The organism is Streptococcus equinus (genome assembly GCF_900104225.1).
Classification (GTDB): Bacteria; Bacillota; Bacilli; order Lactobacillales; family Streptococcaceae; genus Streptococcus; species Streptococcus equinus_D.
In genome coordinates this window covers 225,509-246,428 of record NZ_FNJK01000001.1, presented here as the reverse complement: position 1 = coordinate 246,428, position 20,920 = coordinate 225,509, and the positions used below count along the sequence as shown (strand labels likewise).

17 protein-coding genes are annotated in these 20,920 nt (G+C 37.9%); 3 read left to right on the top strand and 14 right to left on the bottom strand.

Annotated elements, in window-relative coordinates:
- Positions 1-124: 124 nt before the first annotated feature.
- The 8 genes from BLP98_RS01185 to cdaA all read right to left on the bottom strand — a co-directional run bounded on the left by BLP98_RS01185 (position 125) and on the right by cdaA (position 7,049).
- Entirely contained in the window at positions 125-295 is a 171-nt protein-coding gene (locus tag BLP98_RS01185; RefSeq protein ID WP_074481526.1) for an NADH-quinone oxidoreductase subunit L, read from the bottom strand.
- The gene (locus tag BLP98_RS01180; protein ID WP_074481525.1) at positions 292-951 is read right to left on the bottom strand and encodes a TIGR01906 family membrane protein; all 660 of its coding nucleotides are present in this window, start codon (positions 949-951) and stop codon (positions 292-294) included. Before BLP98_RS01180 ends, BLP98_RS01185 begins: the two co-directional genes overlap by 4 nt.
- The gene (locus BLP98_RS01175) at positions 941-1,714 is read right to left on the bottom strand and encodes a TIGR01457 family HAD-type hydrolase (RefSeq protein ID WP_074481524.1); all 774 of its coding nucleotides are present in this window, start codon (positions 1,712-1,714) and stop codon (positions 941-943) included. Before BLP98_RS01175 ends, BLP98_RS01180 begins: the two co-directional genes overlap by 11 nt.
- A gap of 94 nt (positions 1,715-1,808) precedes the next feature.
- Positions 1,809-2,537: an acyl-ACP thioesterase domain-containing protein gene (locus BLP98_RS01170; protein ID WP_074481523.1), complete on the bottom strand. Its 729-nt coding sequence runs from the start codon at positions 2,535-2,537 to the stop codon at positions 1,809-1,811.
- A 5-nt stretch (positions 2,538-2,542) separates the two neighbouring features.
- Positions 2,543-3,673, bottom strand: a complete 1,131-nt coding sequence (hemW, locus tag BLP98_RS01165; protein WP_074481522.1) for a radical SAM family heme chaperone HemW — start codon at positions 3,671-3,673, stop codon at positions 2,543-2,545.
- A 113-nt stretch (positions 3,674-3,786) separates the two neighbouring features.
- On the bottom strand, positions 3,787-5,139 hold the full coding sequence (glmM, locus tag BLP98_RS01160; RefSeq protein ID WP_074481521.1) for a phosphoglucosamine mutase: 1,353 nt from the start codon (positions 5,137-5,139) through the stop codon (positions 3,787-3,789).
- A gap of 108 nt (positions 5,140-5,247) precedes the next feature.
- On the bottom strand, positions 5,248-6,204 hold the full coding sequence (locus tag BLP98_RS01155) for a CdaR family protein (protein WP_074481520.1): 957 nt from the start codon (positions 6,202-6,204) through the stop codon (positions 5,248-5,250).
- Complete coding sequence (gene cdaA / locus BLP98_RS01150) at positions 6,201-7,049, bottom strand: diadenylate cyclase CdaA (RefSeq protein WP_074481519.1); 849 nt, start codon at positions 7,047-7,049, stop codon at positions 6,201-6,203. Before cdaA ends, BLP98_RS01155 begins: the two co-directional genes overlap by 4 nt.
- 105 nt (positions 7,050-7,154) lie before the next feature.
- Between cdaA and murT the strand changes: the two genes are divergently transcribed.
- Positions 7,155-8,498, top strand: coding sequence for a lipid II isoglutaminyl synthase subunit MurT (gene murT / locus BLP98_RS01145; protein WP_074481518.1), 1,344 nt, complete (start codon positions 7,155-7,157; stop codon positions 8,496-8,498).
- A 1-nt stretch (position 8,499) separates the two neighbouring features.
- Positions 8,500-9,288 carry a lipid II isoglutaminyl synthase subunit GatD gene (gene gatD / locus BLP98_RS01140; protein WP_074481517.1) on the top strand — a complete coding sequence of 263 codons (789 nt, stop codon included), beginning with the start codon at positions 8,500-8,502 and terminating at the stop codon, positions 9,286-9,288.
- Positions 9,289-9,448: 160 nt separating this feature from the next.
- Here the strand turns inward: gatD and eno are convergent, their stop codons facing one another.
- Positions 9,449-10,747, bottom strand: a complete 1,299-nt coding sequence (eno, locus tag BLP98_RS01135; RefSeq protein WP_004232506.1) for a surface-displayed alpha-enolase — start codon at positions 10,745-10,747, stop codon at positions 9,449-9,451.
- 206 nt (positions 10,748-10,953) lie between these two features.
- On the opposite strand from eno, the gene BLP98_RS01130 reads away from it, so the two are divergent.
- Positions 10,954-11,403, top strand: coding sequence for a YueI family protein (locus BLP98_RS01130; RefSeq protein ID WP_074481516.1), 450 nt, complete (start codon positions 10,954-10,956; stop codon positions 11,401-11,403).
- Here BLP98_RS01130 and BLP98_RS01125 read toward each other — a convergent pair.
- From BLP98_RS01125 to hisF, 5 genes are all read right to left on the bottom strand, one after another.
- Positions 11,400-12,515, bottom strand: a complete 1,116-nt coding sequence (locus tag BLP98_RS01125; protein WP_074481515.1) for a glycerate kinase family protein — start codon at positions 12,513-12,515, stop codon at positions 11,400-11,402. The genes BLP98_RS01130 and BLP98_RS01125 overlap by 4 nt on opposite strands.
- Before the next feature lie 135 nt (positions 12,516-12,650).
- A complete protein-coding gene (locus BLP98_RS01120) occupies positions 12,651-19,301 on the bottom strand; it encodes a pullulanase (RefSeq protein WP_074481514.1) in 6,651 nt (2,216 codons plus the stop codon).
- A gap of 205 nt (positions 19,302-19,506) precedes the next feature.
- On the bottom strand, positions 19,507-19,821 hold the full coding sequence (hisE, locus tag BLP98_RS01115; protein WP_074481513.1) for a phosphoribosyl-ATP diphosphatase: 315 nt from the start codon (positions 19,819-19,821) through the stop codon (positions 19,507-19,509).
- 20 nt (positions 19,822-19,841) lie between these two features.
- Positions 19,842-20,162, bottom strand: coding sequence for a phosphoribosyl-AMP cyclohydrolase (hisI, locus tag BLP98_RS01110; RefSeq protein ID WP_074481512.1), 321 nt, complete (start codon positions 20,160-20,162; stop codon positions 19,842-19,844).
- On the bottom strand, positions 20,159-20,917 hold the full coding sequence (hisF, locus tag BLP98_RS01105) for an imidazole glycerol phosphate synthase subunit HisF (RefSeq protein ID WP_074481511.1): 759 nt from the start codon (positions 20,915-20,917) through the stop codon (positions 20,159-20,161). Before hisF ends, hisI begins: the two co-directional genes overlap by 4 nt.
- Positions 20,918-20,920: the final 3 nt, after the last annotated feature.

Here is a 20,920-nt window from a genome sequence, read left to right as displayed (position 1 = left end):
CCGATTCGGGTGTATTTTTTTGTGATTCAAATAGATATAACAAAATTAAACAAGTTTATTTTACTCCTCAAATTATTAAAAAACAAGCGTTTCCACGCTTGTTTTCTTTTTATTTTATTGCTGCTTAACTCACCAGCCAACCCCAGAAAAAGGGTAGAAGAAAGGCGATGATACCTGCGATAACGAAGGTGATGCGTAGCCATTTTTGAGAAATATCAGCTGATTTTACCCAAAATGTGATGGCAAATATCCACGCTACTGCAAACAGTAGCCAAAAGTACCATGCAAATGTCATTTTTCATCCTTTCTCTCATTATTTTTTAGGCGATGATTTAATTGCTTACGAGCTATTGCGACTAGGCTTAGCATCATCGCTTCATAAGTTACAAAGAAGATGATAAAGCAGTGCATGAAGTATTCTTCTGGTAACACCCAGATGATCGGATCTGTTGCTGGGTTAAAGAGCCAACTAGAATCCCCTGGAAATAGCATTTCATGAAAAAGGGTGAAAAATTGGTCAAAGCCAATCAAAAGTCCCGCTACTGCAATGAAAATCGGTAAAATAGCTGCAAAAGCAAATGTTTTTTGATGTAGAAAAAGGGATTTGTCAGCTCTGCTATTTTTCCAAAAACGCCAAGAAGGATAAGCTAGTAAGATGAATACTGCTTGTGCTAAATGAAATAGATGCTTCACATCACAAAAATGCTTAAGCCCGCTAGCTGATGATGGAAAATCAGGCATAGCCAAGGTGTGAGATAAGGGATTTGTCAGATATGTCATCAAGACATTGAAGTTTTTTAAGAGGTCAGCTTTTGTTATAGTCACTTGGAGGGTTAGCTTAAGCCAATCTACCTCTAAAGGATAGATTAACCAAGCGCCGTAAATAGCTACTAGCACTGCAAAAGATAATAGCCATAACCAAGTGCTAAAGGTCCAAATTCTATTTTTCATCAAAATTCCATTCGTCAAGGCTAGCTAGTACATGGTCAGGTTTTACTGGAAGTGTTGGCACTTCTTCAGGTTTGGTAAATCCTGTTGTCACAAGTAAAGTAGCAATATCATTTTGAATTCCTGCCATGATATCTGTTAGGTAGTTATCTCCAACCATGATAGCTTCTTCACGTTTGACCCCAAGGACGTCCAAAGCTTTGTTCATGATAATAGCATTCGGTTTTCCGATATAAACTGGTTTAACACGTGTTGCAACTTCCAAAAGATTGTTAATGGCACCAGCTCCTGGCATCAAACCACGTTCTGTTGGAATGTTCAAGTCTGGGTTTGTTCCGATAAAGACAGCACCTTTTTGAATAGCAAGTGTCGCTACTGCCAATTTTTCATAAGTCAAATCAGTATCAAGTCCAACAACGACATAGGCCGGATTTTCAGTATCTTCGACATAACCGGCTTCTGCGATAGCTGTTTTCAAACCAGTTTCCCCAATCACATAAACAGTTTTGCCACGATTTAAATCATTCATGTAATCAATCGTTGCCATTGTTGCCGTATAAATCGTATTAAGGGGCGTGTGAACATTAAATTGTGTTGCCAGCATTTCTTGTACTTTTTCAGGAGTACGTGTTGAGTTGTTCGTTACCAATACATAAGGAATTTGTCGTTCTTGTAGACGTTGGATAAAGCGTTCCCCAGCTGGAATACGATCTTTTCCTTTATAAATTGTTCCGTCTAAATCAATCAAATAGCCTTTATAAGTCATTCTTTCCTCCATATATAGTAAATGACCTTTCAGGTAAGTTAAAAGGTCATTAAGTCTTACTTCTTTCCTTAATTATTTAAAAATAGCAGAGCACTTATTTTTCTTTCCATTCAATGCGTGCTTGAGCTCGTACCACACCTTGAGTGACAATTTCATGTTTAGTTGTCAAACCATCACGTTCAACACGTGATTTGATGTCATGACCATATTGAACCTCTTTAACATATTTTAAATTAATATGATGAGGAATGTATTTTTCTAAAAAGTTGACATCTAAAACATCATACATCCATTCAAGGTATTTACTATTATTAACATGACCATTTAAATCAAGATCAAAGAAACGCACATGATAAAGAGTTTCTTCTGGATTTTCCAAACCTTCATAGCGAGGACCACGATAGATTTTCTTAACTTTTTCCACTTGGTAGACATCCACAATGTCATCAACGACAGGATGTACTTTTCGAGTGTCATAATCCATCAAAACAAAGGTTGAATGAATGGTCAAAATCTTCTCACCATCTTGACCGTAGACATTAAAATCACGGTAACAAAAGAGCTTGTTATAAGCTGTTGGGACCGTCTCAATCACAATGTTTTCAGTGTATTTAGGCAAACGATCAATCTCAATAGCGTATTCTGTGATAATCCAGACAAGATTATAAGTTTGAAAAACATACTCGTCACTCATTCCAAGACTTAACGATTGCTTGCCAGAAACCTGCAAAACAAGCGATAAGAGTTGTGATAATTTCATATTTTGATTAATATCACTTTCATAAAAAGGTACTTGATATTTTTCTTGATAACTTAATCCCATCTTTTTTACTCCAATATAAATCTCTCTGCGACTGTGTCTCCCAAAAATAGTCCTTTTTTGGTCATGCGTACTACCTTATCATCTGGAACTAATAAGCCCTGCTGACAAAGGTCTCTCACAATTTGACCATAACGTTCTTCAAAAGGCAAGCCGAATTTTTCTTCAAATCTGGCGATAGAAACACCTGATTTTTTACGTAATCCTAAGAACAATTCTTCTTCCATCATCTCATCTTTTGTCAACGTTTCTTCTGATAATCTAGCATTACCTTGGGCAACTGCTTTAAGATAATGCTGAATTGGCCCTCGATTACGATAACGGACACCATTTAAATAGCCAGAAGCTCCTGCTCCCACACCAAAATACTCTGCATTATCCCAATACATCAAATTATGACGGCTTTCAAAACCTGGTTTGGTGAAGTTTGATATTTCATAATGCTCAAAGCCATTAGCTTCCAGCTCAGAAATAATATATTCAAACATCTCCGCTTCCAAGTCTTCTTTAGGTAATTGTAATTTACCGCGACGCATCTTATTCATGAAAACCGTATGATGCTCCAAAATTAAGCTATAAAGACTCAAGTGCGGAATATCAAGGGCAATAGCCTTAGCCACATTTTCCTTAACATCTTCCATAGTTTGACCAGGAAGAGCATAAATCAAGTCAATTGAAATGTTATGAAAACCAGCTTTTTTCAAATTCGAAATCGTTGAATAAATCTGTGCTTCATTGTGACTACGACCGATTTGTTTCAAATGTTTGTCATTGAAAGTTTGAACGCCAAGTGACACACGATTAACAGCTGAACGCTTGAGCACTTCTATCTTATCTTCTGTTAAATCACCTGGGTTAGCTTCAATGGTGAATTCTTCTAAAGCACTCAAATCCAAGTGCTTAGTCAAATTCGTCAACAAATACTCCAGCTGTTCTGCAGTAATTGAGGTTGGTGTTCCACCACCGATATATAAAGTACGCAACTGTTTAATATCATAAGACTCAAACTCACGAATAAGAGCCTGTAAATACTCATCGACAGGCTGGTTCTTGATAAATACCTTTGAGAAATCACAATAATAACAAATCTGCGTACAAAAAGGAATATGTACATAAGCTGATGTTGGTTTTGTTAGCATGACGCTATTATAACATTTTTAAGAAAGATAACCAATGAATTAAACACAATAAAACTCTCTAAACTAGCAAAAAAAGTAGAGCATTGCTGCTCTAACCTTTTTCATTTATTTCATTAATCAATTCCGATTTCTTTACGAACAACATCCGCAATCGTATCTACATAATAGCTAACTTCGGCATCAGTTGGTGCTTCAGCCATGACACGAAGAAGTGGTTCAGTACCACTTGGGCGAACCAAGATACGACCATTACCATTCATTTCTTCTTCCATTTTTCTGATGATTTCAGCAATAGCTGGAACTTCCATAGCCTTGCTCTTCATGCTGTTTTCAACACGAACGTTAACTAATTTTTGTGGGTAGATAGTTACTTCAGCAGCCAATTCAGAAAGTGTTTTACCAGTCTCTTTCATCACTTTAACCAATTGGATACCAGTCAATTGACCGTCACCAGTTGTGTTGTAATCCATGATGATAACATGACCTGATTGTTCACCACCAAGGTTGTAACCAGATTTACGCATTTCTTCAACAACGTAACGGTCACCAACTGCTGTGATAGCTTTGTTAATCCCTTCACGGTCAAGTGCTTTGTGGAAACCAAGGTTTGACATAACAGTTGTTACGATAGTATTGTGAGCCAATTGTCCGCGTTCTGATAGATATTTACCGATGATGTACATTACTTTGTCACCATCAACGATTTCTCCGTTTTCATCAACGGCAATCAAACGGTCACTGTCACCATCGAAGGCCAAACCAACAGCAGCGCCAGATTCTTTAACAAGTTCTTGTAATTGTTCTGGGTGAGTTGAACCAACACCATCATTGATGTTAAGACCATCTGGATTTTCACCAATAACAGTAATATCAGCATCCAAATCAAGGAAAACATCACGTGCTGATACTGAGGCTGAACCATTAGCAGTATCAAGAGCAACTTTCATTCCTTCAAGGCTCACACCTGTAGAAACAAGGAATTTTTCGTATTTACGAAGTCCTTCTGGATAATCAACAAGTGTTCCCAAGCCGTCTGCTGAAGGGCGAGGAAGAGTATCTTCAGGTGCATCAAGAAGAGCTTCAATTTCCAACTCTTGATCATCAGCCAATTTAAAGCCGTCACCACCAAAGAATTTAATTCCGTTATCTTGTGCAGGGTTGTGACTAGCAGAAATCATAACACCAGCACTAGCTTTTTCAGTACGTACAAGGTATGAAACACCTGGAGTGGCTAAAACGCCAAGTTTATAAACTTCAATACCAACTGAAAGAAGACCAGCGACCAATGCTGATTCAAGCATTTCACCAGAAATACGAGTATCGCGTGCCACAAATACTTTTGGACGTCCTGTTTCATGCTGGCTAAGAACATAGCCACCAAAGCGTCCCAATTTGAATGCTAACTCAGGGGTCAGCTCAACATTTGCTTCTCCACGAACACCATCTGTTCCAAAATATTTTCCCATTATTTTTTTAGCGAAAAATTCGCTTCCTCCATTACTAATATTCATTTCTTAAGGACAAGGACAAAGCTCATCCTGTATTCTTTAATATATAGTCTTAGCTATTATGAACTATTTTTTGGTCACTGTCAACTGTACCGTCACTACTGAAGGCTCAACAGCTACATTATCAGCTGTTAAATTAACACTTAAATTCGTATCTTTTGTTACATTCGACACATCGACATTTGCAACAACTTCATTGACAGCATTAAGAGCATCTTGACTACCAGAAATCGTCACCTGATCTTGACTAAGATTGTAAGAAATTTTTGATAGTTTGTCATTCATTTTGCCAGTCATCTTAACAGTAACAGGCACAGTCTTAGTCAATTTCTTAATGTTAACTTCAAGTCTTGCTTTTGAAGGGTTGATAGCACTAGCTAGGATTGTTCCATCGGCGGCTACTGCTTGCAAGGCAACTCGTCCATTATAGTTGCTATTTAAAACTTCATTTTCTGGCAACTTGGCAACTACATGATCAATTTGATCAATGATTGACTCTGAACTAGTCACTTCAACTTCTGAAATGTCAGTCGATACCTTCTTCAATTCATAGCCTTTGGCAATTTGGTTATCGTCAATAACACCTTGAACCTCAAAAGTTTTGGTTTTCTTTTTACCAATTGTCACTGAAATATTATTTGGTGAAGCTGTTGCTGTAACACCTGAAGGTAAATTAGTTACCTTAAGTGGTACGGTTTGAGTACCTTCACCTAATCCAGTCAAATCGGCAACAACCTTAAAACTTCTCGTATCATTATTAATCTCTGAATCTAATTTAACACGGTTAATTGATGTTAAATAAACTTCTGTTTCATAAGAATAACCACTAATAAAATACTTATCGCTATCATATTTGATATCGATAGGAACATTGGTCAGTGTGTGCGTAAAGGTCTCTGTTGCCCCGGACACTTGTGACCCAACGTTCTTATAATTACTTGTTGTGGCAGTCAAAAATAGAAGAATGGAAAAGATAATTGATACAATAACCAACCAAAATTGACTATTGAAAAACTTTCTCATTTTTTCTTCCTCCAAAATTTTTGATACCAGTGGTCTTCTTCATCAACTTTTGTAATTAAATGCGTACGAAGAATAGCTTCAAAGTTTTCTTTTGTCAGATCGTGCAAGAACTCGCCTTTTGACGTGATTGAAATACCACCAGTTTCTTCTGACACAACAATTGTAAGAGCATCAGAGTTTTCAGAAAGCCCAATAGCTGCGCGGTGACGTGTCCCGAATTCCTTAGAAATCGCCATGGATTCAGACAATGGAAGGTAAGAACACGCTGTCGCAATCTTATTACCACTAATGATAACAGCACCATCATGCAAAGGAGTATTCGGAATGAAAATATTAATCAATAATTGACTCGAAATATCTGCATCCAAAGGAATCCCTGTTGCAATATATTCTTGCAAAGTTTGTGTACGCTCGATAGAAATCAAAGCTCCGATTTTACGTGGACTCATGTAAGCTACAGATTTGACCAAAGCTTCAACTAATTTTTCTTCATCACTAACTTGTTGTGTTTGTGAAAAAACTTGTGTTGAACGACCAAATTTTTCAAGTCCTGAACGAATCTCAGGTGCAAAAATCACAACACACGCTATCACACCATATGTGATAACTTGATTCATCAAATAAGAAATGGTCGTAAACCCAATCCACTCAGCGATGAATTTCAATAAGATAAAGAAGACAACCCCTTGAATCAAGGACATAATCTTCGTCCCCGCTAAGGCTTTTATTAAACGATAAATAAAATACGCTACGATTAAAATATCTAGTAAATGAACAACAATAGTCCATGGATTTTCAACTAAAGTTGCCCAAAACTTGGCATCAATAGCCGCTAAATTACTCATACCTACATCTCTTTTCTCTAACTAATTAAAACTACCATACTATTATACCACTTTTAAAACAGATTTTCTTTATTCGAAAATACCTTTTTGTGGTACAATATTCCTATGAAGGTAAACACATTAATGGGAATTACGGCTGGTAAAGTAGCTCACGCCATTCTTTCAAAAATGGGACGTGGCTCAACCTTGCCTGGAAAAATCGCCCTCAAATTCGACAAAGATATTTTAGATACGATTGCAAAAGATTACGAGATTGTTGTCGTGACAGGAACAAACGGTAAAACCCTCACAACTGCCTTGACAGTTGGAATTTTACGCGAAGCTTTCGGTGAGATTGTGACAAATCCAAGCGGTGCTAACATGATTACCGGAATTACGTCAACTTTCTTGACAGCTAAAAGAGCTAAATCTGGCAAAAAAATTGCTGTGCTAGAAATCGATGAAGCCAGCCTTCCAAAAATCACTGAGTACATCACACCAAGTCTATTTGTTTTCACAAATATTTTCCGTGACCAAATGGACCGCTATGGTGAAATCTACACAACATATCAAATGATTTTGGATGGTGCTGCTAAAGCTCCTAATGCTACAATCTTGGCAAATGGTGACAGTCCACTCTTTAATTCAACAACTGTGGTCAATCCAGTAAAATACTACGGATTTGATACTGAAAAACATGATCCTGAGTTGGCTCACTACAACACTGAAGGTATTTTGTGTCCGCAGTGCCAAAGCATCTTAAAATACAAACTTAACACTTATGCCAACCTTGGTGATTATGTTTGTGAAAATTGTGGCTTCCACCGTCCAAAACTCGATTATGCCTTAACAGAATTAACAAAAATCACAAACACAACTTCTGAATTTGTCATTGATGGACAAGGATACAAAATCAACGTTGGTGGCCTTTACAACATCTACAATGCCCTTGCTGCTGTTTCTGTTGCTGAATTCTTCGGCGTTGAACCTGAAAAAATCAAGGCTGGTTTTGACAAGAGTCGCGCTGTATTTGGCCGTCAAGAAACTTTCAAAATTGGTGATAAATCATGTACTTTGGTTCTTATCAAAAACCCAGTTGGCGCCAGCCAAGCACTTGACATGATTAAACTAGCACCATATCCATTTACCTTATCAGTCCTACTGAATGCTAACTATGCTGATGGAATTGATACTAGCTGGATTTGGGATGCTAACTTCGAATCTATCCTAGATATGGATATCCCTCAAGCATTTGCTGGTGGGGTTCGTCACTCTGAAATCGCACGTCGCTTACGTGTGACAGGTTATGATGAAGATAAAATTACAGAAGCAGAAAGTTTAGAAGATATTATGGCATTGATTGAAGCTCAACCAACTGACCATGCTTATATCCTCGCTACTTATACTGCTATGCTACAATTCCGAGAAATATTAGCTAGTCGACATGCTGTTGGAAAGGAGATGAACTAAGATGACATATACTTCACTACAATCTCCTAACACTAAAGATTATCAATACGAATTAAACGTTGCTCACCTTTATGGAAATCTGATGAATACCTATGGCGACAACGGGAACATCCTTATGATGAAATATGTCGGTGAAAAACTTGGCGCTAAAATGACTTTTGATATCGTTTCATTAGGGGATTCATTTGATAGCGATTATTATGATATGGTCTTCTTCGGAGGCGGACAAGACTACGAACAATCTATTGTCGCCAAAGATCTTCCAAGTAAAAAAGAAGGTATCGCTGATTTCATCAATAAAAACAAAGTCATTCTTGCTATTTGTGGTGGCTTTCAATTATTGGGTCAATACTACGTCCAAGCAAACGGTGAAAAAATCGATGGTCTTGGGGTTATGGGACACTATACCCTTAGTCAAAATAATAATCGTTTTATCGGTGATATCAAAATTCACAATGATGAATTTAACGAAACTTATTACGGTTTTGAAAATCACCAAGGACGTACTTTCCTTTCAGAAGATGAAAAACCACTTGGAACATGTGTTTACGGAAACGGTAATAATAAAGAAGACGGTACTGAAGGTGTTCATTACAAGAACGTCTTTGGAAGCTACTTCCACGGACCAATCCTATCACGCAATGCCAACTTAGCTTACCGACTTGTAACCACTGCTTTGAAAAACAAATACGGATCTAGTATTACACTACCAAGCTATGATGATATTCTTTCAAAAGAAGTTGCTGAAGAGTATGCTGATACTAAAAGTAAAGCTGAATTCGAAAAATAACATACTAAAAAGCGTCTGAGGACAATCCTTCAGACGTTTTTTCTATCTTTTTATTGTTGTTTGTCGTACTATGAGCACTATTTTCGATGCTAATTTGTCTTTTTAAACACATCAAAAAACCTTAGCCTAAGCTAAGGTTTTTACCTTATATAATCAGAGATTATTTTTTAAGGTTGTAGAATGATTTCAATCCACGGTATTCAGCTACTTCACCAAGTTGGTCTTCGATACGAAGCAATTGGTTGTATTTAGCGATACGGTCAGTACGTGAAAGTGAACCAGTTTTAATTTGACCAGCGTTAGTTGCAACTGCGATGTCAGCGATTGTTGAATCTTCAGTTTCACCTGAACGGTGTGATACAACTGCAGTGTAACCAGCTTCTTTAGCCATTTCGATAGCTTCGAATGTTTCAGTCAAAGTACCGATTTGGTTAACTTTGATAAGGATTGAGTTAGCAGCTTCTTCTTTGATACCACGTGCAAGGTATGAAGTGTTTGTTACGAAGAAGTCATCACCGACCAATTGAACACGTTTACCAAGACGTTTAGTAAGTTCTTTCCATCCGTCCCAGTCGTTTTCGTCCATTGCATCTTCGATAGTGATGATTGGGTATTTGTTAACCAATTCTTCGATGTAGTCGATTTGTTCTGCAGCAGTACGTTTAGCAGCACCTTCACCTTCGAATTTAGTGTAGTCATAGATTCCGTTATCGTAGAATTCTGATGAAGCACAGTCAAATCCAAGGAATACATCTTCACCTGGTTTGTAACCAGCAGTTTCGATAGCTTTGATGATTGTTTCTACAGCGTCTTCAGTTCCTTCAAATTTAGGAGCGAAACCACCTTCGTCACCAACAGCTGTTTCAAGACCACGTTCTTTAAGGATTTTCTTAAGTGTGTGGAAGATTTCAGCACCCCAACGAAGAGCTTCTTTGAATGTAGGTGCACCAGCAGGCACGATCATGAATTCTTGGAAAGCGATTGGAGCGTCTGAGTGAGAACCACCGTTGATGATGTTCATCATTGGAGTTGGAAGAACTTTAGTGTTGAAACCACCAAGGTAGCTGTAAAGTGGAACTTCAAGGTAGTCAGCTGCTGCACGAGCTACGGCAATAGAAACACCAAGGATAGCATTTGCACCGAGTTTACCTTTGTTTGGAGTACCGTCAAGAGCGATCATAGCACGGTCGATTGCTTGTTGGTCACGAACATCGAAACCGATGATTGCTTCAGCAATGATGTTGTTAACGTTGTCAACAGCTTTTTGAGTACCAAGACCGTTGTAACGAGATTTGTCTCCGTCACGAAGTTCAACTGCTTCGTGTTCACCAGTAGAAGCTCCTGAAGGAACCATACCACGACCAAATGCGCCTGATTCAGTGTAAACTTCTACTTCAAGTGTTGGGTTACCGCGTGAGTCAAGGACTTCGCGAGCGTAAACATCAGTAATAATTGACATTATGTTACTCTCCTTATGAGTTTTTAATATTTTTACACTAAAATAATACCATAATATCGGCGCTTAAGCAAATAAAAACGAGAATTTTTGAAAATCGCTACCAACTTTCATACGGTTTTGCATTATTTGGAATGAAAACAGTTTAAAACTGACAGTTTAGTAAATTTAACTTATAATGATTGTAATAACACACGGAGGATACTGACATGACTGATTTAGAACATAAAGTTTTGCAAGCTGCAACAGGGGAAAAGCGTTTAAATCCTGATGAACAACGTCTTTATTTTGGAACATTTGCAGAACGTGTCGTTCTCTCTATCCCACTTGATGAAAGTCGATTAGAAGATGTCCACAGTCGTTTTAGTGATATTTTAGGAGAATTAAATAAAAAATACGATACAATATTAGTTAAAATTTCGCCTAAATTATCCGTTTCAAATCAAATGTTTTACATGAAAGTTGCTCAAGAGTTGCACATCCAGGCTACAATTGTTGATGAAAAAAATGCACAATCGCCTTATGGTATCATTGTTCATTCAACTCAAGCTGAAAATGTAGAAAATCCTCTACTATCTGAACAATTTCCTATCAATCATGATAAACCAAAAGAAGCCCCTAAAAAGGGCTTCTGGTCAAAAATATTCCACAAAGATTAAAATCTATTAAAGCTTAGCAAATTTCCAATATTTTGAGCGGTGCGCTCTAAGTTTTGACTGGCTTTATCAAGGGTATTTTCCAAAGTATCAACATCAGCAATGATTGGGAAAGCAGCTTGAATATTTGAAATTGGAAAACTTGGTAGATCATCTTTAAGACTACCACAAATAGCAATCACTAATTTTCCGCGTGGTGTTCGTTGGGCAAGGCCAACTGGCGCTTTCCCTGACAAACTTTGCTTATCCATACGTCCTTCACCAACTACGACGATATCTGCTTTTTCAACACGTCGATCAAAATCAAGCATATCAAGGACAGCATCAATACCAGAGATAATTTGGCCACCAGCAAAGGCTGATAACCCAGCTGCCATTCCACCACCTGCTCCTGCTCCCGCTAAATCTAAAACAGCAGGGAAGAAGGTCTGATAGAATTGCTCCATATCTTTATCAACGCTTGCAAATTCTTCAGTTGCAAGCCCTTTTTGTCCTCCAAAAATATAGGTTGCTCCATTTGGGCCACACAAAGGATTGGTTACATCAGTGATGACTGTTATCTTAGTTTGTGACAAGTCCCAATGACAACTTTCATATGAGACCATTGTAATATCACCAAGGTGTTCACCGACAGCTTCTACTTCATGACCAGTTTTATCGAAGAAGCGATAACCTAAACCTTCGGCCATACCAAGACCGCCATCGTTTGTTGAACTTCCTCCAACACCAATCATGATTTCTTCAATTCCTTGTTCAACAAGGTAACCAATCATTTCACCAACGCCTTTTGTTGTAAGGGTTAATGGGCTACGCTGGTCAATTGGCACTTTTTCTAAACCACAAATATCGGCCATTTCAAAAACTGCTAATCGGCCGTTCGTTGCATAGTGAGCTTCAGCAGGTTGACCAAGGGCTCCTGTAACAGTATGACTTTCACGTTTCAAGTGAAGACCATCAGTCAATGCTTCCAATGTGCCTTCACCACCATCACCAACTGGCATTAAGTCAAAGGTAGCATTAGGTAAAGCTTTTCTAAACCCTTTCTGAATAGCTTTTGCAACTTCAAGTGCCGATAAACTTTCTTTAAATGAATCAGGTGCGATTAATAGATGCATAGTACCAACTCCCCATTACATTTCTTACTACTATTATATAATTTTTTTAACGAAAGAGGTTACAAAAACATGACGCAACACAAAAATCCCCTTCCATTATTTGGATGGGGATTTCATTATCTAAAAATTCAGACCTTAGCTATTTTTCTTGTGTCTTTTCACCTCTAAAACTGCTAAACTTGCCAAGCTTAGAAGACCTACAAAACTTAAAACATTGCTATTTCTCTGACCTGTTTCTGGTAAAACAGCTGTGCTATTTTCAACTAGCTTAACAGATTCAAGATTATTAAGAACATCAGAAGCAACTTTATCTTGATTTTGCACAGCCATTGTAGCTTGTGAGACTTGATCTGAATCAGCAGAAACTTCATGTTCTGCAACTTTATCTTGGTACACAATACCATATTGGCTAAAGTGGTCTACGTCAAAAACAGCAAATGTAACGAGTTTACCATCAATAGTTTTACTGATTAATTGGAATGCAAGGGATTGAGGTTGACCATTAGCTGGCAAATAAAAGACCTCTGAGATTGTTTTACCAGCGTCAACCGGCAAAATAACATGAGCTTTTTTAGTGATATCCAAAGCATGACCTGCCCCGTCTGTTGGTTGAATATCAAATAAATCATAATCGTCACCGGTTAAAATTTCTGGTGTTTTAGCACCGTTAGTTTCTTGATGACTTACCTCAATTTCTTTGATATCTTCTCGTTCACCCGGCGCTAAAATAACACTAACACCACTCGCTTGGTCATAAAGTGTTCGCTCAGTTTCAGCACTAGCTTTTCTCAAACGTAAAATCGTTGCTGTCAATGGATCAAGTGTCACACCATTTTCTGTAAATACCACACCTTTTGGATTTAAGATTGCGCTTGAACCAGCTTGCTCACTATCTGCAACCACTTCTGAGTTCAATAACTCTTTATAGGCATCTGATAAAACAATGTCACGCGCTTTATTATCAGCATTGATAAAGACAGCGTAAATATCTCCATTACTTGCTTGTGTTTGATAAGCAATAATCAAATCTTCTTGACCAACCCCATTTTCGTTTGGTACAGTGATTAATTTAACTTTGCTATCAACCTCTTCCTTAGTCTTAAGGGTAAAGGCATCAGTTGAGCGACGTAGGGCAATCAGACCTTTCGTATAAGCTTGTGTTTTCGCATTTTCTGGATAAGCTATTTTATCTGTCGCTTTTGTCCAATCAAAATGATTAATCGCATCAGTTGAGTCATAAGAATCACTGATGAAATAAGGGTATTCAAATGGTGTGCCGTCCGCATTGGTTAACAAATCAGATTTTTCTGGTACTTTATCAGCAGAAACCGGAGTCTTATAAGCTTCGTCACGGAATTGTTTGGTGCGACCATATTCTTGACCTGAATGAATAAAGGCCGTTCCTTGAGAAGTTAAGATGATTAGATTTCCCAAACGTTGACGACGTAGAATCTCAGATTCATTTTCAGCAACTGATGGATCTTTATGGATTGATTTGGCAATAATATCGTGAAGCGTTAAATTATCGTGAGCCGCAATGTATTGGATTACATCACCTGGATCATCCGCTGTGAAATTATTTGGCTGAGCTTTGATAGTGTTAAAGAGTTCTTGTAAATCTTTTGCCCCACCAGTGATAAAACATGGTGATCCTTCACTTGGATACCCTGATTTAAGGAGATTACGAATATCATCAGAGAAAGAAGCAACACTATCCGTGTGTGCCATCCAAGTTTGGTCAGCTGGTTGACGGCTATCATTAGCATCACCCGCATAAGTAATCCAGCCTTCACCAAGCATAATAACATTTGGATTCAAAGCTTTTGCTTTATCATAAGCCATCTGAACAGTTTGGGCATCCAAATCTCCCATCATATCAAAACGGAAGCCGTCTACTTTGAATTCTTTTGTCCAATAAGCAATAGAATCTAGGACCATGCGTCGTGTCATGTAATGAGTTGTTCCTGGGCGTCCACCACCAAAGCTTGTCTTAGCTTTGCCATCTGCTTCCATGAAGTGATAATAATTTGGCTCTAAATCTTCAAGAATAGCAAGATCTGCCGTGTGATTATAAACAACATCTAGGATAATACCCATGCCATGTTTGTGAATTTCATTGATGAGGTTCTTAAATTCTTCAATACGTTTAGCTGGATCTGTTGGATTTTCAGAATACATCCCTGTCAAAGCAAAGTAACTTTGTGGGTCATAACCCCAGTTATAGTTGGTATTACTTGAAGCATAATCAGTTAAACGTTGACTATTAATTGCTTCATTAACATAGTAATAACTCATCACCGGTAACAATTGAATATGAGTAACACCTAGACTTTGGAGATAATCCAATTTTTCAGCAAATGCCGCAAATGTCCCAAATTGATTGCGGAGTTCTTCTGAAATTGCCGTATCAGATGTGAAATCACGAACATGTGCTTCGTAAATAATGGCATCTTCACGAGCTGTGTAGCCTTTAATATCTGCATAAGTCAAGTCTTGATTACCAATAGCACTTGTATCGACAATAGCAGCTTTAGCAACCTTATACGATGGATCTGTTCCTATTAAGTCACTATTCCATTCAGCTAGTGACTTAGCATAAGGATCAAGTGCTAAAACAGTATCCTCACCACGAGTGATTTCATAATGGTAATAGTAACCACGATAATCAGTAATTCCTAAACCGAGACTTGGTGTCAACGTCACTGACCATTCGCCCTTATCGCCTCTTGCCATGGCAACTTTACCAAGAACTTTTGTTTGGTCATTTTTATCATAAAGCACAAGTGAAACACTGTCGGCACTTGGTGACCAAACTGTCAAATCAACACGCGCTCCATTATCAAAAACACGTGCTCCCAATTCACCATCATAAGCGTATTGTGAGTCCATATATTGCCAACTTCTATTGGCTTGATACTGATCTCCAGCATAACTGACAATGTAAGTTGTTGCTGCTGAAAAATCACCTGTAATGGTTACTTTATTGCTTGCAGCATCTAGACTAATAGCTGTAATCGCAAGAGAATTCCCATCTTTATCGCTTACTTTAAGATTTTCTAAAAGATCATCTTTATCAGCATCTGCTAAGTTGCTGATAATTGCTGAAAGTTCTGTTTGACTAATTTGTTGTGCTGATGTTAAGCGAATAGTGCTTACAAAATATGGATTCGTATAAATAGTCTTATCCTCATCTTTCAAGAAAATTTGTGTTTGATTAGCTAAATCTTTAAACGTGTAATTATCTGGCTGAATTTTAGCTGCATCCCCTTCTTTAGATTCATCAAGAAGCAAGAAACCAAGTTCATTGAAATCAGCTAAAGGAACATCAATATAGGCACCATATTTGCCAAAATTTTCAAAATCAACGCCATCAGGCCAAGCCCCCATACGAGAAGTGATTGAACCGTCTGCACTACCCCATAGCCAAATCGCTAAATTCTTGTAATTACCATCGCTACGATAATAATTAATACGAATTTTTCCTTTTTCAAGTGGAGCATAGTAATTAGCATTGTAATTTTCATCAAACCAAACTTCATTCATGTCCTGGCTAATGAGATTAACTAATTTGTCACCTGAAACATTATCACCCTTGCTATTATTGATCAATAGCCCAACCTTATGACGATTAGCATTTACCAATTTCACATCAAGATAATAACCATAAGCATCACGTTTAGCATTTGAAAAATTAAGAGCTCCGTTTGGCCAAGACTCAGATGGGTGTTCAACATCTTCCCAAGTCCATAAACCAAGATTAGCTAAATCATCTGATGGCAATGTCTTAAAATGAATGCGAAGCGTATTTTCAGCAATTGGTTCTTCTTCTGTCTGAGTAATAAATGCTGATGTAATAGCACCTGTAGAAACTTTTAGAAGCATAGTACCACCTTTAGAAATCGCTGGCGCCTCAATATCAAGATAATATTGACCGTCTTGGCCAAGGACTGCTTGATAAGTGTTTCCTGTGTAATAATCAGTCACACTTGCTGCTTCAGTCAAAAGCAAATGAAGTTTTTGCGATTGGTCTTTGAGATTGTAGAGAATGTAAGCCGCATCTGAGTCATTAGCTCGTTTTGCAAGTAGCCATCCTTGACTGTCATTTACAGCTACAGTACTGTGGCTACCACGCGCTAACAATTCACTGTTATCGCGACGGAAAGCTAATAATTTTTGATAGTGCTCTAAAACTTCATTATCAGTTACATCATTCCAATCAAATTCATAACGATTGTCATAATAAGGCCAATTGTTTGCACCAGATTGTCCCAGTTCCTCACCATAATAAATGACTGGTTGCCCTTTAGCAGTTAACAAAAGCGTTGCTGCTAATTTGAGTTTATTTAAATCACCACCGATACTATACAAGAAACCATCTTCATCATGACTACCAAGAAATTGTGCCAAGGTATAAGCACTAGTCAGCGCATCATTTCTAGCAATTAGTTCATCATTAGCTTCTTTCAAACGACCATTGACTAATAATTTAGCAATGTCTTTAAAGCCAAAGTCAAGCAAACTATCCATGCTACCAGTTCCTAAATCACCTTTGGTATCTTTGTAATTAGCTCCCCAACTTTCTCCAACCAAGTGGAAATCAGCATCTTTTAGCGCTAGCTCATTTTTAAAATATTGCCATGTCGTATCATCAACGTGTTTAACAGTATCAACACGAAAAGCGTAGATACTATTTCCTTTTGCAGTTGTAGATTTTTCAAGCCACGCTGTTTGCCAAGCAACTAATTGCTCACGCACAGCTTTTTCTTCTGTTTTAAAATCAGGTAGGCCAGATTGTGACCCTTGAATATCATCACCCTTATCTTCTTCTGGCGTACGTACCATACCAGCAAATTTATCTTCTGTACCATAACCTGAGTGATTTAGCACCACATCAACAATGATATTAATACCACGCTCTGCTGCCTGATCAATTAATTCATGGAAATCATCAAGTGTTCCAAGATGAGGGTTGAGTTTTTCAAAATCATCAGCCCAATAGCCATGATAAGCATAATACTCTTTACCAGCTTCAGTGCTAACATTTTGTGGAACATTTTCAACAATTGGTGTCACCCAGATACTTGTTACGCCTAATTGTTTGAGGTAGTCAAGTTTTGCTGTAACCCCTTTAAAATCACCACCTTTGTATACCCCCGCTTGATTAACAGCTTTAGCATAATCTTGATGATAAGGATCATCATTGCTTGGATCCCCATTGTAAAAACGGTCAGTTAACATGAAGTAAATCACTTGTTCATCCCAGTCGACTTCATTAGCCTGCTTAACACGCTTGGTTACAGTGACCGAAACCGTCGTATCATAATAACCATTATCTTTATCAAAGACTCGAACAGGAAGACTATAATTTCCGGGTTGAGTATCTGAAGTTGCCGTAATCGTTACACGATTGAGCTCAGGTGAAATTTCAATAATACCACCACCGATTTGAGTCGTATCAACTTGCATGCGCGTGATGTCAACATTTTCCGGATTAGTAACTGTCACATCAATCAAATCTGTTTCATTATAATTAAACGGACGATAACTACTTGCCGATACTGAAACATTGTGTACTCCAGGAGTAGCTTTTGAAAAGTCCTGTCCTGTAACCGTAGCTACATAATAAGGATTCGTATAGACTGTGGCATCGTCATTATGTAAGAAAATCTGACTATGAATCTCTCGATCAGAAAAGGCCATATCAAGAGTTTTATTACCAGACTTGTCAGGATCATTTTGATTAACTAACAAGAAACCAATATTAGAATCTAACAATTTTGACAGAGGAAGGTCAATATAGCGTCCGTAAGCACCTTCTTGTGTGAAATCAAGAGCATCTGTTGGCCATGTGACAAATTGCTCAGCTACATCTCCCCAAGCCCATAAGCCCCATCCATCATAATTACCGTCATCACGCTTGTAATTAATACGAATGATACGGTCATCAGCTAATGGCTTATAGCTATAAGTCGTAAAATCTGAAGTAACCCAAACTTCATTAGCATCCTTAAATAAAGGTTTAATACTTTGGTCTGAATCACTGGTCTTCTCGCCATTCTTTAGTAAAAGGTAGCCAATATCACCGTGACTTGCCGCTTGCTTAAGGTCAATGTAGTAGCCAAACTCATCTTTCTGATTAGCAGAAAATGGTCTTGCTGCTGCAGGCCAATTATTACCATCAGAAGGTTCAGCTACAGCACCCCAAGTCCACAAGCCATACTGCGCATAATTATCATCTGTTACTGCTTGGAAGTGAACTCGAATCGTATTTTCAGCAATCGGAGGATTTGATACTTGACTGTCAGATTGAGGAGAATTTAGAAGATTAATCTGATTAGCAGTCTCAGTAGTGGTTTCACTAGTAGAAGACTCTGGACCTACTGTTCCTGAATTACTTAGCTCATTAACAGCTTGATTAGCTTGAGTTTTTGAAGTAGTTTCTGAAGTTTGTAAATCTTGTTCAACTTCTTGTTCTGTAGCAACTGTTGACTGAGACTCAGTCTCATCAATCGATTTAGTAGGCACGTTAGTTTCTGTGTTTAAAGTTTCATTAGCTACTTCAGTAGACTCAGAAGGTTTTTGCTGTTCAGTCACAGAAAGTGAGTTATCACTTATTAGCTCTTCATCTACTAGTTGAGCATTTACCTGATCTGCAGAAACGCTTGTTATCCCAGCGCCCCAAAAAAGTGCAGTCGCAATTGCAACCGAAGCGACACCAACTTTTAGCTTACGAATCCCAAAGTACTCCCGCTTTTCTGGGAAAGAAAGCCGACTTATCTTTTTCATTGAAGACCTCCGTCTTAAATTAGTAGTATTTTATGCTTTCAGTATACAAAATACTTTATATTTACGCAAGCGTTTTCGTAAAATAAATATTATATTTAAAAATAATTATTATGGTAAATAATTAGATACTAAGAGGAATATAGTGCAATCGATTGCTTTTGGACACAATAAAAAAGGGTAGAACTTTTTCTACCCTTTTTTTAACTTAATAATTTGTAATTTCTGGTCGATCGTGAACGTTGCTTTTTTTGCCTTGACGAGCCTTTAAAACAGCTTCGACATCAGCTGTTGTAACACCAGTTTCAACTAGCATAACTGCCAAATGATATAAAACATCGGCTGTTTCGTTGGCGATTTCATCTTTATCAGCATTTTTAGCTGCGATAACAACTTCAGTTGCTTCTTCACCGACTTTTTTCAAAATCTTATCTAACCCTTTATTATAAAGATAATTCGTATAAGAACCTTCTTTAGGATTTTCCTTACGGTCTAAAGCTTCTTTGTATAATGTTTCTAACATTTTCTAGTCCTTTCTGTCTTTTACAAAATATCATTGAAAAAGCAGCTGTATGCTCCAGTATGGCAAGCAGCACCTTCTTGCTTCACCGAAACAAGTAAAGTATCACAATCACAATCAGCTTTTATTGATTTCACATATTGGAAGTGACCACTAGTTGCTCCTTTATGCCAAAGTTCATTGCGTGAGCGACTCCAATAATGCATCTGTTTTGTCTCTAATGTTAAACGGTAAGCTTCTTCATTCATATAAGCCAGCATCAAGACTTGTCCAGTTTGATAATCAGTGACAATAACTGGAATAAGTCCTCCCTGTTTAGCAAAATCAAGTTTGATATCACTCATTGTCTCACCTCGATTCCCGCTTTTGCCATAGCTGATTTAGTATCTGCAATTGACACTTCACCATAGTGGAAAATAGAAGCAGCAAGCGCCCCCGTAGCTGTTGTTTTTTCAAAAACTTCCACCATATGTTCAATATTTCCAGCACCACCTGAAGCAATAATCGGAACATTAACCACATCAGCAACTGCATTTAACATATCTAAATCAAATCCAGACTTAGTGCCATCTTTATCCATACTTGTGAGAAGAATTTCACCCGCACCAAGACTAACCACTTTTTTGGCCCATTCAATCAAATCAATGCCAGTATCCTTACGACCACCAGCCACATAAACATGCCAAGTGCCATCATCTTCTTTACGAGCATCAATAGCTGAGACAACACATTGATTACCAAATTTTTCAGCGCAATCTTTAATAAGCTGTGGATTAGCGACCGCTGATGAATTAACTGCAACTTTATCAGCGCCTGCTTTGAGCATTTTATTCATATCCTCAACAGAGCGAATACCTCCGCCAACTGTAAACGGAATAAAAACTTGATCCGCAACACGTTTCACCATATCAACCGTTGTATCACGTTTTTCGTGTGTCGCCGTAATGTCTAAGAAAACTAATTCGTCACAACCTGCTTCATAGTAGGCACGCGCTGCATCAACAGGATCACCAACATCTGTTAAATTAACAAAATTAACCCCTTTGACCACACGCCCATCTTTAACATCAAGACAAGGAATAATGCGTTTTTTCAGCATAGA